The organism is Pseudoalteromonas sp. S1609, from assembly GCF_005887255.1.
Lineage (GTDB): Bacteria > Pseudomonadota > Gammaproteobacteria > Enterobacterales > Alteromonadaceae > Pseudoalteromonas.
The window spans coordinates 33,165-48,200 of record NZ_PNDJ01000003.1 but is presented as its reverse complement, the minus strand read 5'-3'; the positions used below and the strand labels follow the sequence as shown (position 1 = coordinate 48,200).

The following is a 15,036-nucleotide window of genomic DNA, read 5'->3' as shown; positions in this document are numbered from 1 at the left end:
CGTCAGCCGTCAGCCGTCAGCCGTCAGCCGTCAGCTATCAGTTGCACTGCGTTAATCAGACAACCGTAGCGTGGGTTGAGTATCACGAAACCCAAGGATAAAAGAACACGAAGAACACGACAGAGGATGAGAGCGTAGCATTTGTTATGTGGCTCTCTCCATCGCTGTGGGCACTAAGACATTCTACTGCGTTGTCGCTACGAAGTAGCGCACCGACTCCAAATACAAGAAAGCCCGACTCGAAAGAGCCGGGCTTTTTTACGTCTGCAGAAAAGTGAAAAACAAATGTAAAAGGTTAAAGGTATTAGGCTAAAGGAAGATAATTGATCAGAGCCGATTCCAGGACATACTACTTTGCTGTCGCTTCGAAGTAGCACACCGACTCCAAATGTAAGAGAAGTGCAAAGCATTCGGCTTTAGGTAAAATAAGCCCTGCTTTACGCTGACCTCCTATTAACTTCTCTTGTATGGTGATCCTCGTTATATAAAGTTAATAGATCCTTAAATAAAGCCTTATAGATTACATAACTATGTTTTACTTGAAAAAGAATTTATAAAGCCCAAAATGAAATTAGGTATTCTTATTAAATTGAGCTGTTTATGTCATTACTACTAACGTCACCTAAGTACGAGCAATGGACCTATTTGTCAAAACAAATAAAAGGGTATGAAGAACAAGCAGTTCATGCTACCGGCGCAGACCTTTACACGCTGATGCAGCGTGCCGCGGAGGCTGTTTTTTGCTGTTGGAAAACCTTTAATGCAAAACAAACGTTAGTTATTACAGGTAATGGAAATAATGCCGGAGATGGTTATGAGGTAGCTCGGTTAATCAAACAAGCAGATCGGCATGTAGTTGTTTGCGCGATTAATCCGAATAAAGCCTTATCCGGAGATGCAGCAAAAGCACAAAAGCAATGGATTGATGCCGGTGGTGAAATTTGTAACTTTAGCGCTGATGCACTCGATGAGTGTGATGTGATAATTGATGCATTACTCGGTACTGGTCTTGAGAATACGGTACGCGATAATGTTGCTACTATTATTAAAGCGGTAAATGAAAGCACTAAACCAATACTGAGTATTGATGTGCCGTCAGGTATTAATGCAGATACAGGCTGTCCTCAAGGAACAGCCATTATGGCCACCAAAACAATGACATTAGTTGGGATAAAGCAAGGACTCACCACGACTAAAGGAAAGCAGCATGCCGGGCAGTTGTATTTCGACGAGTTAGGTATTGGCGAGCAATTTATGAAACTAGCCACCCCTTCTGCTCAGATTATCAATATAGACAGCTTTAAACCTTTGCCTGAGCGCTCAGTGAGCAGCCATAAAGGTAGTCATGGAAAATTATTATGTATAGGAGGAAACCACGGCTCTGCAGGAGCTATTAGATTAAGTGCTGAAAGTGGATTAAGGTCTGGTGCTGGAATGGTAAAAGTGTATACCCATGAACATGCCGTTTTACCTGTGAGCATCGGGCGACCAGAACTTATGGTAACTAGTGAACACTTGGATGATGCCCTAGCATGGTCAACGTGTGTAGTTATCGGTCCAGGTTTAGGCCAAGATGAATGGGCCCAAAAAACCTTTGAGCAGGCAATCCGTTATTGCCAGCAAAACAATATCCCTACTGTTATTGATGCAGACGCCTTAAACTTATTAGCTAAGCAATCATCTTCTCATAAATTAAATAATACCGTGCTAACGCCTCATCCTGCAGAGGCTGCACGGTTATTAAACTTAACTACCTCTGAGGTTGAGTCTGATCGTTTTTATTATGCTCGACAATGTGCGACCAACTTCGCAGCGACCTCTATTTTAAAGGGCGCAGGTACGCTAATCGATAATACCGAGCATACTTGGATATGTGAAAATGGTAACCCTGGTTTGGCTGTAGGAGGAAGTGGTGATGTGCTTAGTGGTATAATTGGGGCATTAATGGCTCAAGGATTAAATACCAGTGAGGCAGCATGTTATGGCGTTGTGTTACATGCAAAGGCGGGTGATAGAGCCTGTGAACAATCAGGGCAAAGAGGAATGTTAGCCAGTGATTTATTTGCGCATGTAAGAGCACTGATCAATCATAAATAGTAAAAGCAGCAATGACTGGCTGTGCCAGCTAATGTCTTCGCTGCTTGTTTTGGCTACTATCTGTGAAGCTCACCAGCTCTTTCAGGCTGATAAGTAACTTCTTTGATGTTTACTGTAACTAATCCACCGCCAGGCTTTGGCCATTCAATTTGATCACCTTGTGAAAGGCCAAGTAATGCACTACCTACAGGGGCTAAGATTGATATTTTGTCGCCAATTGAATCAATATTTTTTGGGTAAACAAGCGTTAAAGTAAACTCTTCGCCTGTAGATTCAACAACAAAGTTCACAGTTGAATTCATGGTTACCACGGTTGCGGGAACTTCGTGCGGCTCAACTATGCTGGCTCGTGCAAGTTCTGCTTCAAGTTCTTTTTCACCCGCAAAGCTGTTTGCAGGCAACGACTCCATTAGTGTGTACAACCTATCTGCATCCAGCGATGAAATGATAATTTCAGGTTTTGTATTCAACTTAATATCCTTAATCATGTTAAATAAAATTTACTCTGGTATAGCTTGCAGGAACTCAGTTGCATTGGAATACACTGAGTTAATTTTATTGTTGTTTAGTGAATTTATTTTATCTCTATTGCTAAAAACCCAGCCGAAGCTGGGTTTTTATTTGAGCTAAGTGTTTAGGGGATGATTACATCATGCCGCCCATTCCACCCATGCCGCCCATGCCACCCATATCAGGTGCACCAGCTGCTTCTTCTTTAGGAATTTCAGCAACCATAGCCTCTGTAGTGATCATTAGACCAGCAATCGATCCTGCAAATTGTAATGCAGAGCGTGTTACTTTCGTTGGATCTAGGATGCCCATTTCAATCATGTCGCTGTATTCGCCAGTGGCTGCATTGTAACCGTAGTTACCTTCTCCGCCTTTAACTGCGTTAATAACAACTGATGCTTCATCGCCTGCGTTTGTAACGATTTGACGAAGTGGTGCTTCCATCGCACGAAGTGCCACTTTAATACCGTGGTTTTGGTCTTCATTGTCGCCAAGTAGCTCAACTAGCTTGCTAGCAGCACGTACTAATGCAACACCACCACCTGGTACTACACCTTCTTCAACCGCTGCGCGAGTTGCATGTAATGCATCTTCAACACGGTCTTTTTTCTCTTTCATTTCAATTTCAGTAGCGGCACCTACTTTGATTACAGCAACACCGCCAGCTAACTTAGCCATGCGCTCTTGTAGCTTTTCTTTATCGTAGTCTGAAGTCGCTTCTTCAATTTGTGCTTTGATTTGAGCAACACGGCCGTTGATACCGTCTTCTTCACCAGCACCATCAATGATTGTTGTATCATCTTTAGTGATTACTACGCGCTTAGCTGTACCTAAGTCTTCAACTGTTGCTTTTTCAAGTTCAAGGCCGATTTCTTCAGAAATTACAGTACCGCCAGTTAATACCGCGATATCCTGTAGCATTGCTTTACGACGATCGCCAAAGCCAGGTGCTTTAACCGCTGATACTTTTACAATACCACGCATGTTATTCACTACTAGTGTCGCTAACGCTTCACCCTCAAGGTCTTCTGCGATGATCAGTAGAGGCTTGCTTGCTTTTGCAACCGCTTCTAATGTTGGTAATAATTCACGGATGTTAGATATTTTTTTATCTACAAGTAAGATAAATGGGTTATCTAGTTCAACTGCACCTTTTTCAGCGTTGTTGATGAAGTATGGAGATAAGTAACCACGGTCAAACTGCATGCCTTCTACAACATCTAGTTCGTTTTCAAGTGATTGACCTTCTTCAACCGTGATAACACCAGTATTACGGCCTACTTTTTCCATTGCATCAGCAATAATTTCACCAATCTCTTTATCAGAGTTAGCTGAAATAGTACCTACTTGTGCAATTGCTTTAGTATCAGAACATGGGACAGAAAGAGCTTTAAGTTCTGCTGTTGCAGCAATGATTGCTTTATCAATACCGCGCTTAAGATCCATTGGGTTCATACCCGCAGCAACTGCTTTAAGACCTTCGTTAACAATAGATTGAGCAAGCACGGTTGCGGTAGTGGTACCGTCACCAGCAGCATCATTTGCTTTAGACGCTACTTCTTTAACCATTTGTGCGCCCATGTTTTCAAACTTGTCTTCAAGTTCGATTTCTTTAGCTACAGATACACCATCTTTAGTGATTACTGGAGAGCCAAATGATTTGTCTAGTACAACGTTACGACCTTTAGGGCCCAATGTTACTTTTACTGCGTTTGCTAAAATGTTTACGCCAGTTAGCATTTTTGCACGTGCGTCGCCTGCAAACAGTACTTCTTTTGCTGCCATGTTTAATTTCCTCTAAATTCTTAAAATGTGTGTTAAACGAAAAGTAGGTTTAGCCTACAATGCCTAAAATATTATCTTCACGCATGATCAGGTATTCTTGACCTTCGATCTTTTCAGTTTTTTCAACATATGAGCCAAATAACACAGTGTCACCGGCTTTCACTTCTAACGCGCGAACGTCACCATTTTCTAAAACGCGACCATTACCTACGGCAACAACTTCTCCACGAGTTGATTTTTCAGCTGCAGAGCCAGTTAATACAATACCGCCAGCAGACTTGGTTTCTTCTTCTAGACGCTTGATGATTACGCGATCTTGTAAAGGACGAATGTTCATGTTTTTAGTTCTCCTAACAGTTTCTGAACAGTACAGAAAAAAGTGTATCTAATTTGCTTTCATTAATGGGGGTAGAGTGAAAAATTCCAAGAGAAAAAATGATAAATTTTTAATCTTTTCGCTCGTATTCACCATCTATAGTATTGGGACGGTTTTCATCTTGCTCATGATGCATTGATTGATGAGGTTGTGAAAATCCTGAAGTACCCGTTTGGTGCATACTAGCGCTCATTCTCACCGTTGCCTGGCTGGCAAGTCCTGCGGCTAATTTATTGCGAATAGCTGGAGTAAGAAGCAGTAAGCCAAATACATCCGTCATAATGCCGGGTGTTAATAAAAGTACGCCAGCAATAATCACGCAAATACCAGTAAACAACTCTTTAGCCGGCATTTGCCCTTGAGCCATTTGCACTTGTACGTTTTGTAGTGCGCCCATTCCTTGCTGTTTCACCATTTTCGCACCCACAATAGCAGTTAGTACCACCAAAGCGATTGTTGCGAAGCCACCTATAACGTCACTAACCTGAATTAGTAAAGCAATTTCAATAATAGGGATGATGATAAACAGTAAAAATAAAATTCTAAACATAAGACTCTCTAAAAATGACACTCATTAAGGTGCTAATGAAATATAAGTGAGGGTTGTCGGGTCTATTTTCAAGCTAATAAGAGTAAGTAATCAACTCTAATGTTAGTAAAATTATAGCTAGTGGGTTTAAGTCACTTGACTGCAAAGACCCAAAATGTTGGCAGAGTTCGTGTCTACACATTACACCCGCTATCAGCTACTATGGGGCTAGACCCCCATAAACAAGTAAAGGTTCACTATGACAACGCAATTTAAACTTATTTTTACCACTTGCAAAGATAACGATGAAGCCCGTTTATTGGCTATGGCGCTAATAGAAAAGAAACTAGCCGCTTGTGTAAATATTTTACCGGCCATGAGTTCTATTTACATATGGGAAGGTGAAGTAGCTGAAGCAACAGAAGTGAAGCTACTAATTAAAACCAAAGCTGACAAAATGAACGATGTATTTTTAACCTTAAAAGATCTTCACAGCTACGAAGTACCAGAAATACAAGTTGTTGATGTGGCAACGGGTAACTTGGCTTATTTTAATTGGATGGATGAGGTGCTTCATTAATGCGCTTTATTTTATTTTTTTTATTAAGCGTATTAATCGCGCCTGCTTGGGCAACACAAAATACCCTTGATGATTTTCTAAAACCAACTCAGCACACATTTTTATCGGTCAATGAAGCGTTTGTATTTGATTTTGACCAGCAAGGCAGCACGCTATTTGTTGGTTGGGATATCGCTGATGACTATTATCTATATAAAGACAAAATAGAAATTATTGCCAAAGGTGCCAGCATTGACGTGCCTGAGTTGGGCTCTGGTGAAATAATTGAAGATGAGTTTTTTGGCAAAACTGAGGTGTTTTTTAATTCTATCAGCGTTATTAGCAAGTTGAGTAATGTCAGTGAAGATGGCGTTGTTAAGGTGCGTTATCAAGGCTGTGCAAAAGCAGGGCTGTGTTACCCACCTGAAATCATCAGCATTCCATTAAGTGTACTGGCAAGTGAAACTAATACTAATGAAAATACAGCAGCAAGTAGTGCATTTGCGGCACTTAGCCAACCTGTAGAAAAACCTGTTACTATAGCAACACCCGAGAAAGAGCTCACCTTTTCAGAGCAGTTAGCCAGCCAAAGCTTAATGGTTAATTTAGCTATATTTTTTGCTGTGGGCGTAGGTTTGGCATTTACACCCTGTGTATTTCCGATGTTTCCTATTTTATCTAGCTTAATTGCAGGTCAAAAGAACCTGTCTACCAAAAAAGCATTTGCCCTATCATTTGTTTATATTCAAGGTATGGCGGTTACCTATGCCGCATTGGGGTTAGTGGTTGCTGCATTAGGCGGACAAGTACAAGGTTACTTACAGCACCCATATGTATTGATAAGTTTTAGCTTATTGTTTGTGTTGTTGGCTATGTCGATGTTCGGTTGGTACGAAATAAAGTTACCCAGCGGCATGATGAACAAGCTAACCCAAGTGAGTAACAATCAAAAAGGTGGTAACTACATTGGGGTATTCCTGATGGGGGTTTTATCAGGGCTTATTGCATCACCTTGTACCACTGCGCCTTTATCAGCCGCATTATTATTTGTGGCACAAAGCGGCGATTACTTAGTGGGTGGACTAACGCTTTATGTACTTAGCCTAGGAATGGGTTTACCGTTGTTACTCCTTGGTACATCGGGAGGTAAGTTATTACCGAAAGCTGGCGGATGGATGGAACAAGTTAAAACCTTATTTGGTTTTATTATGTTAGTTGTGCCACTTATTTTGTTAGAGCGAATTATCGATATCGAGATAATTTTACTATTAGTAGGTCTATTAGCTATCGCCACAGCGCTTTATTTTCATCATTGGCAAAGCGCCCAAGCACAAGGTAAATTAAAAACCTTATTGTGGGTTATTGCTGTTTTATTAGTGCTTACGGGCTTTAATTTAACCAAAAATTATTTTTGGCCAACACAAGCTGTGAGTTTACAAACAACCTCGCAAAGCAATGAGTTTAAGCATGTTGCTAACTTAGCCGAGTTGAAGCAAGCAGTATCACAAGCAAATGGTGAAGGTCGTATGGTAATGGTGGACTTATACGCTGACTGGTGTGTAGCGTGTAAAGAGTTTGAGCATTACACATTTCCTGACCCGCAAGTACAAAGTGAGTTTAGCCATTATCAACTGATTCAAATTGACTTAACCCAAAGCGATAATGAAACAATTGAGCTAATGGAAGCATATTCAGTGTTTGGTTTACCGAGTATTTTATTCTTCAATACTCAAGGTGAAGAGCTAAGTGCACAACGTGTTACTGGCTTTTTAAATGCAGATGATTTTGCTAAGCACCTAGCTGCAGTGCGTGCCAGCGCTGAATAACCATTCTTTATGGCACAACATGATTGGTAATGTTGTGCCACTATTCTCCCCCTTAAGATAGTCCCCAAAATAGAGATTAGACCAGTATTTTGCTGCTATTTACTTCGAAATCACTATAATAGTTGGTTAACGTGAGAAATTGTTGCTATCTTACTTTTTTCTGCTTACTTTTTAGAGAAAAACTAGTTGGTAACCGCTTAACTCATTACTTATAGGATATATCGCGTATTATGGCTGCAAAATTAAAGATTTTAGTTATAAATGGCCCAAATTTAAACATGCTAGGAAAGCGTGAACCTGATAAGTACGGTTCGCATTCTTTAGAGCATATTGTGAGCGAGTTAAACAGCGCTGCTAATAGTTTAGGTGTGGAGTTAACGCATTTTCAAAGTAATAGTGAACAAGCGCTCATTGAACGCATTCATGATGCTTGGCAAGCGGTTGATTACATAATAATTAACCCTGCAGCATTTACGCACACAAGCGTCGCATTACGTGATGCATTGCTAAGCGTTGATATTCCGTTTTTTGAAGTGCACTTAAGTAATGTGCATGCACGTGAAACGTTTCGCCATCATTCTTATTTTTCTGATGTGGCGCAAGGCGTTATTTGTGGATTAGGTGCAATGGGTTATCACGCTGCTTTAAATGCAGCAGTCAGCCGATTGCAAAACTCAAACTAAATTTAAACTAACAAACTAATAGGCGGGCCGTTTATGGATATTCGCAAGATCAAAAAACTAATTGAATTAGTAGAAGAATCAGGTATTGCAGAACTAGAAATCACTGAAGGTGAAGAATCAGTACGTATTAACCGTAATAACATGAGTGCCGGTCCTGCGTACGCGCAATTCGCACCTCAACAATACGCCCCAGCAGCACCTGCTCCAGCCGCGACTGCACCATCAGCACCTGCAGCCGTAGAGTCTGAAGCACCTGCAGGCCCTACAGGTCATCAAGTTAAATCACCTATGGTAGGTTCTTTTTACGCAGCAGCTTCTCCAGAAGCACCAGCATATGTTGAAGTGGGCTCTCAGGTTAAAGTTGGCGACACGCTATGTATCGTTGAAGCAATGAAAATGATGAACCAAATTGAGTCAGATAAAGCCGGTACAGTAAAAGCTATCTTAGTAGAAAACGGCGAGCCAGTAGAATTTGATCAACCTTTATTCATCATTGAATAATAGCGCAACGTAAAAGGCCAACTCTCATGTTAGATAAAGTAGTCATTGCAAACCGAGGTGAAATTGCACTTCGTATATTGCGCGCCTGCAAAGAGCTTGGGATCAAAACGGTTGCTGTGCATTCAACGGCGGATCGCGATCTTAAGCACGTATTACTAGCAGATGAAACCATCTGTATTGGTAAACCAGCAGCAACTGAAAGTTACTTAGACATCCCACGCATTATTGCAGCAGCAGAAATTACTGATGCAGTCGCTATCCACCCAGGTTATGGTTTTCTTGCTGAAAATGCAGACTTTGCAGACCAAGTTGAGCAAAGTGGCTTTGTATTTATCGGTCCTCGTGGCGATACTATTCGTCTAATGGGCGATAAAGTATCGGCAATCGAAGCGATGCGTAAAGCGGGTGTTCCTTGTGTACCTGGCTCTGATGGTCCGGTATCGGATGATAAAGAACGCAACATGCAAATTGCTAAGCGTATTGGTTACCCGGTAATTATTAAAGCAGCTGGCGGTGGCGGTGGCCGTGGTATGCGTGTTGTTCGCAACGAAGCTGAGTTAATCAATTCAATTGCTCTAACCCAACAAGAAGCGAAACAGTTCTTTGGCAACAGCATGGTTTACATGGAGAAATTCCTTGAAAACCCACGCCACATCGAAGTACAAGTATTGGCCGACGGTCAAGGCAATGCGGTTCACTTAGGTGAGCGTGATTGTTCAATGCAACGTCGCCACCAAAAAGTAGTGGAAGAGGCGCCAGCACCAGGGATTACTGCAGAAGTACGTAAGTTCATTGGTGAGCGTTGTACACGCGCATGTATCGAAATTGGTTATCGTGGTGCGGGGACGTTTGAGTTCTTATACGAGAACGGTGAATTTTACTTCATTGAAATGAACACCCGTATTCAGGTTGAGCACCCAGTAACTGAAATGGTCACCGGTGTTGATTTAATCAAAGAGCAATTAAAAATTGCCGCTGGTCAGCCTTTATCATTCACTCAAGAAGATGTGGTTATTCGTGGCCATGCTATTGAGTGTCGTATTAATGCTGAAGACCCAGAAACCTTTATTCCATCACCTGGTAAAATTACCCGTTTTCATCCAGCTGGTGGTTTAGGTATTCGTTGGGACAGTCATATTTACGCTGACTACACCGTTCCTCCACATTACGATTCTATGATTGGTAAGCTGATCACTTACGGTGAAAACCGTGATGTCGCTATCGCCCGAGCACGTAATGCGCTTAATGAACTCGTTATCGATGGTATTAAAACCAATACGCCACTGCATAAACGTATTCTTGCAGATGAAAACTTCAAAAATGGTGGCACAAATATCCACTACCTTGAGAAGAAATTAGGACTGTAAAGTCCACGCTAATTAAAAACCGGCTTAAGCCGGTTTTTTTATCTTTAAAAAAGAGGCAGTATCACCTTAAATAAATAATCTGGTATGATTAACAAATATGCGCTTTTCGTAAATTTTGAGGTAATCATGTCGTGTAGTTTTAATTTTCATTTAGTCGATGAAAATGCCACTGTTGCTATGGGTAATAAATTAGCTGCCATAATAGAGCAGGGCGCAGTTATTTATTTGCATGGTGACTTAGGGGCCGGTAAAACGACATTTACTCGCGGTATAGTGCAAGGTTTTGGTCATATAGGTAAGGTTAAAAGTCCCACTTATACACTAGTTGAACCCTACGAGCTTGTGCGTGGCAATGTTTATCACTTTGACTTATACCGATTAGGTGACCCAGAAGAGCTTGAATTTATGGGGATTCGCGATTATTTTTCAGAAACGGCAACTTGTATTGTTGAGTGGCCGGAAAAAGGCGGAGAATTTATTCCTGTTCCCGATCTAAATGCTACGCTAAGTTATGTAGGTGATGAGCGTAAAATTGTTATTAACAGTGCGAGTGAGCGTGGTGTAGCAATTGTCAATAAACTAAATAATAGATAATAAAATAGTTAAGGCAGTGATTATCAAAATGAGTCGTGGTTTAGTTAAACTTTTTATTTACCTCATGGTTTTTACAGTGAGCTTGCCATTGTGGGCGCAAAACACTATTAATAGTGTGCGTGTCTGGCCATCACCTGATAGCACTCGGGTGGTGTTTGATCTCGATGATAAACCCGACTTCAGTTACTTTATGCTAAAAAACCCAAGTCGTTTAGTGGTTGATTTAGAAAACACTGATGAATTAAAAAAATTGCCAGGTGTGCCACCAAAACATCAAATTGTTAGCAAGTTACGTTACTCAAAACCTAAAAATAAACGCAGCGTGCGTTTAGTGTTTGAATTAAATGGGCCAGTTAAACCGGTTATATTTGCACTTGCCCCCACAGGCCCTTATAAAAACAGGTTGGTGGTCGACTTATACGACAAAAGCCAATCAAAAGGGGCGGTTAGTCCGGCACAAACGGCGGCTAAAAAACGCCAGTTAAGCCAAGAGCGCGATATTGTAATTGCTATTGATGCAGGCCATGGTGGTGAAGACCCAGGTTCCATTGGCCCATCAGGTACTTACGAAAAAGACATCACTTTGCAGATTGCCAAGCGTTTAGAGCGCATGATTGATGCTGAGCGAGGCATGATTTCGCGTATGGTTCGCAGTGGCGATTACTTTGTTAAACTTAATACACGAACTAATCGCGCTCGCCAGAAAAAAGCCGATTTTTTTGTCTCTATTCATGCAGATGCGTTTACCAGTCCGGGACCCAATGGTGCTTCTGTATGGGTGTTGTCGCTGCGACGTGCCAATTCGGAAATTGGTAAATGGATTGAGGATAAAGAAAAACACTCAGAGTTACTTGGCGGTGCTGCCGATGTAATTAAAGATGCTGCAAATGAAAAGTACTTAGCACAAGCCTTGCTTGATATGTCGATGGATCATTCCATGAAAACAGGGCTAAGTGTTGCAGATGAAGTGATAAAAGAATTAAAAAAAGTAGCAAAAATGCACAAAAAGGCACCGCAACATGCCAGCCTTGCAGTATTGAAGTCGCCAGATATTCCGTCTATTTTGGTTGAAACTGGGTTTATCTCTAACCCTCGTGAAGAACGACTACTAAAAAGCGCCAATCACCAAGAACGTTTGGCGAAAGCGATGTTTACCTCAATTAAAAATTACTATTTACGCAACCCGCCTGACGACTCACTGTTTGCGTCATTAAAGTCTCAATACCCAACAAAGCACAAGGTACGTCCGGGGGAGTCACTGAGTATGTTGGCAGGTCGATATGGCGTTAGTATCAGTAAAATAAAACAGGTTAATAAGCTCAGTTCAAATACGCTATTTATTGGCCAGGAACTTGATATTCCTCAGAGTTAATTTTAAAAGCGCACAACATTTAAGGTTTTTATGAGTATTGAAATATTACCTGCGCGCTTGGCAAACCAAATTGCGGCGGGTGAAGTTGTTGAGCGTCCCGCGTCGGTGGTTAAAGAGTTAGTAGAAAATAGCCTAGATGCAGGTGCGAAACGTATTCAAATAGATATTGAACGCGGTGGTCATAAGCTGATTCGAATTCGTGATAATGGTTCAGGCATTGCAAAAGAGGAGCTCACATTAGCGCTTTCTCGCCATGCTACCAGTAAACTAAAGTCGCTCGATGACTTAGAAAATATTTGCTCTTTAGGCTTTAGAGGCGAAGCTCTCGCGTCTATTAGCTCGGTATCTCGCTTAACCTTAAGCTCTAAGCCCGAACAGCAAGAAGCCGCTTGGCAAGCCTTTGCACAAGGCAGAGATATGGCCGTAGAGGTAAAGCCTGTGGCACATCCCAGCGGTACCACAATTGAAGTAAAAGATTTATTTTTTAATACCCCAGCACGGCGTAAGTTTTTACGTACCGAAAAAACTGAGTTTAGCCATATTGATGAGCTTATAAAGCGGATTGCACTGAGTCGCTTTGACGTATCAATTACGTTAACCCATAACGAAAAAGTGGTGCGTCAGTATCGTCCTAAAACCGAACCTGCTCAAGCGATTACACGAGTTGCCCAAGTGGCGGGTAAAGCGTTTGCAGAGCAAGGACTGCATATTCAATCAGGTGAAGCAGGGCTGCAACTACATGGTTGGGTGCTCCCGGTTGGCTCGGCTAATACTACACAGTACACCTATGTAAATAATCGTATGATGCGCGATAAACTTATTTTGCACGCTATTCGCCAAGCATTTGAAGAAGTCAGCGGTGAGCAAGAGTTACCTGGGTTTGTGATTTATATTGATATAGATCCACGTCAAGTGGATGTAAACGTACATCCTGCTAAACATGAGGTGCGCTTTCATCAAGGGCGCTTAGTGCACGACTTTATTTTACAAGCGATAAAACAAGTTGTTGTGCCCCTGCAAGCTGAGTTTTCAAACTCCAGTGAAGCTAATGATAATAGCCCACCGGTGGCTGCATTTAATGCACACACTACTACCAGTAGTGAACCGTTTGATTACCCTAAGTCGTCATTACAGCCTAGTCGGTCATCTTCAGCGCATAGCACAACTTATAGTGTTGCAACTCAAGGTACAGGTAATCAACAACGTGCTGAAAGTCGAAATTACCATGACGTAAATGCGTTTTATCAAGGTGTGAGTGAGCAGCAAGCACATCACTTTGATAATCCAGAACCATTTGTGCAATTAGATGAGACTCAAGTATCAGATACAGCGCTTCGTACTGTCGATATAATAACCATTGAACAGGGCGCTTGTGTGTTTAATGATGAAAACCAACTTTATTGTGCACACTTTAAATATGCGCTAGCGGATGATTGGCTTGCACAAATTAAAGAGCAAGGCAGCCTTGAGGGCAAAGCATTGTTATTACCCGTACGGGTCAATGTCTCAAAACAAGATATCGAACTGCTGGCTACGCAACAATCATGGTTTACTTTGCTTGGCTTTGAACTTTTAATTGAAAAACAATTTGTTATGGTAAAGAAGTTGCCTGTTTGCTTGTACTTACTTGACGTGAGTGCCGCAGTCGATGCCTTACTTGATGGGTGTAAAGCTCAGTTAGAAAGTATTGATCAGTGGCTAGCGTGGCAGGTAAATGTAATACCTACACGGTTCTATGCCAGTAAAGCCTTTGCAGTACAGCAAACTCGCTTACAAAATAATGCGCAAACAATTGAACGTTTACGTGAAAAAGCAGTTAAAATAGATCTAAAGTCTTATCTAGCGCAATTTAATTAGGGTATTCGAGTTGAGTAATTTACCGGTCATATTTTTAATGGGCCCCACCGCTGCTGGTAAAACAGCATTGGCAATTTCACTGTGTGAGCATTTAAATACTGAAATTATCAGCGTTGATTCGGCACTGGTTTATAAAGGTATGGATATTGGTACCGCTAAACCGGATGCCGACGAACTAGCACGTGCACCCCATCACCTAATTGACTTACTCGACCCAAGCGAAACCTATTCAGTAGCTGATTTTAGACGCGATGCGATAGAAAAAATTGATAAATTTCATCAACAAGGTAAAGTGCCTGTACTGGTTGGAGGTACAATGATGTACTTTAAAGCCCTTATTGATGGATTATCCCCTCTACCAGAGGCTGATGAGCAGATAAGAGCTGAGCTTGAAGTACAGGCGAAACAGTACGGTTGGCCATATTTATATCAAGAGCTATTAAAAGTAGATCCACAAGCTGCGAAAAAGATGAGTGAAAATGATTCACAACGAATTAATCGCGCTTTAGAGGTTTACCGTATAACAGGTAAAACAATGACTGAATTGCAAAAGCAAAAACAGCCACCTTTACCTTATACTTTTCATCAATTTGCTATTGCTCCAGATGATCGTAAAGAGTTACATCAGCGAATTGCAGAAAGGTTTAAAATAATGATTGAACAGGGGTTTGAAAAAGAAGTTTCGACCCTATATCTACGTGAGGATTTACATCCCAATATGCCTTCTATTCGTTGTGTAGGTTATAGACAGATGTGGGATTACCTTGCGGGTGAAATAGACCATGATGAAATGGTTTTTCGCGGTATTGCTGCCACTCGTCAATTGGCTAAGCGTCAATTAACGTGGTTAAGAAGTTGGCCTGACGTTACGTGGTTAACAACCGGTGATGAAGAAAACTTGCATCGTGTAGTAAGTTCGCTAAGCTAGTAGTAGCTGGACAAAATTTAGCTTTATTAAATTAGTTCAGCCACTTAATTAT

General features: G+C 41.4%; 14 protein-coding genes. 10 read left to right on the top strand and 4 right to left on the bottom strand.

What is annotated here, in order from left to right:
- The first annotated feature begins 600 nt into the window (after positions 1-600).
- Positions 601-2,097 carry an NAD(P)H-hydrate dehydratase gene (locus CWB76_RS00990; protein WP_138604971.1) on the top strand — a complete coding sequence of 499 codons (1,497 nt, stop codon included), beginning with the start codon at positions 601-603 and terminating at the stop codon, positions 2,095-2,097.
- Between the two features lie 56 nt (positions 2,098-2,153).
- Here the strand turns inward: CWB76_RS00990 and rnk are convergent, their stop codons facing one another.
- The 4 genes from rnk to CWB76_RS00970 form a co-directional block, all read right to left on the bottom strand.
- Positions 2,154-2,567, bottom strand: a complete 414-nt coding sequence (gene rnk, locus CWB76_RS00985; protein ID WP_138604970.1) for a nucleoside diphosphate kinase regulator — start codon at positions 2,565-2,567, stop codon at positions 2,154-2,156.
- A 175-nt stretch (positions 2,568-2,742) separates the two neighbouring features.
- The gene (groL, locus tag CWB76_RS00980; protein WP_054202663.1) at positions 2,743-4,392 is read right to left on the bottom strand and encodes a chaperonin GroEL; all 1,650 of its coding nucleotides are present in this window, start codon (positions 4,390-4,392) and stop codon (positions 2,743-2,745) included.
- Between the two features lie 49 nt (positions 4,393-4,441).
- Positions 4,442-4,729, bottom strand: coding sequence for a co-chaperone GroES (locus tag CWB76_RS00975; protein WP_008113511.1), 288 nt, complete (start codon positions 4,727-4,729; stop codon positions 4,442-4,444).
- Between the two features lie 109 nt (positions 4,730-4,838).
- Positions 4,839-5,318: an FxsA family protein gene (locus CWB76_RS00970; protein WP_010391671.1), complete on the bottom strand. Its 480-nt coding sequence runs from the start codon at positions 5,316-5,318 to the stop codon at positions 4,839-4,841.
- A 238-nt stretch (positions 5,319-5,556) separates the two neighbouring features.
- Here CWB76_RS00970 and cutA point away from each other — a divergent pair, with 238 nt between their 5' ends.
- The 9 genes from cutA (at position 5,557) to miaA (ending at position 14,984) form a co-directional block, all read left to right on the top strand.
- Positions 5,557-5,877, top strand: a complete 321-nt coding sequence (cutA, locus tag CWB76_RS00965) for a divalent-cation tolerance protein CutA (RefSeq protein ID WP_010391672.1) — start codon at positions 5,557-5,559, stop codon at positions 5,875-5,877.
- The gene (locus CWB76_RS00960; RefSeq protein ID WP_138604969.1) at positions 5,877-7,682 is read left to right on the top strand and encodes a protein-disulfide reductase DsbD; all 1,806 of its coding nucleotides are present in this window, start codon (positions 5,877-5,879) and stop codon (positions 7,680-7,682) included. Before cutA ends, CWB76_RS00960 begins: the two co-directional genes overlap by 1 nt.
- A gap of 230 nt (positions 7,683-7,912) precedes the next feature.
- Complete coding sequence (aroQ, locus tag CWB76_RS00955; RefSeq protein WP_010391676.1) at positions 7,913-8,365, top strand: type II 3-dehydroquinate dehydratase; 453 nt, start codon at positions 7,913-7,915, stop codon at positions 8,363-8,365.
- Positions 8,366-8,398: 33 nt separating this feature from the next.
- Entirely contained in the window at positions 8,399-8,866 is a 468-nt protein-coding gene (gene accB, locus CWB76_RS00950; RefSeq protein WP_010391678.1) for an acetyl-CoA carboxylase biotin carboxyl carrier protein, read from the top strand.
- A gap of 26 nt (positions 8,867-8,892) precedes the next feature.
- Positions 8,893-10,233, top strand: a complete 1,341-nt coding sequence (accC, locus tag CWB76_RS00945) for an acetyl-CoA carboxylase biotin carboxylase subunit (RefSeq protein ID WP_008113500.1) — start codon at positions 8,893-8,895, stop codon at positions 10,231-10,233.
- A gap of 126 nt (positions 10,234-10,359) precedes the next feature.
- Entirely contained in the window at positions 10,360-10,827 is a 468-nt protein-coding gene (gene tsaE / locus CWB76_RS00940) for a tRNA (adenosine(37)-N6)-threonylcarbamoyltransferase complex ATPase subunit type 1 TsaE (RefSeq protein ID WP_138604968.1), read from the top strand.
- Between the two features lie 28 nt (positions 10,828-10,855).
- The gene (locus CWB76_RS00935) at positions 10,856-12,199 is read left to right on the top strand and encodes an N-acetylmuramoyl-L-alanine amidase (protein WP_138604967.1); all 1,344 of its coding nucleotides are present in this window, start codon (positions 10,856-10,858) and stop codon (positions 12,197-12,199) included.
- 30 nt (positions 12,200-12,229) lie between these two features.
- Complete coding sequence (gene mutL / locus CWB76_RS00930) at positions 12,230-14,056, top strand: DNA mismatch repair endonuclease MutL (protein ID WP_138604966.1); 1,827 nt, start codon at positions 12,230-12,232, stop codon at positions 14,054-14,056.
- Positions 14,057-14,066: 10 nt separating this feature from the next.
- On the top strand, positions 14,067-14,984 hold the full coding sequence (gene miaA, locus CWB76_RS00925) for a tRNA (adenosine(37)-N6)-dimethylallyltransferase MiaA (protein ID WP_138604965.1): 918 nt from the start codon (positions 14,067-14,069) through the stop codon (positions 14,982-14,984).
- Positions 14,985-15,036 lie beyond the last annotated feature (52 nt).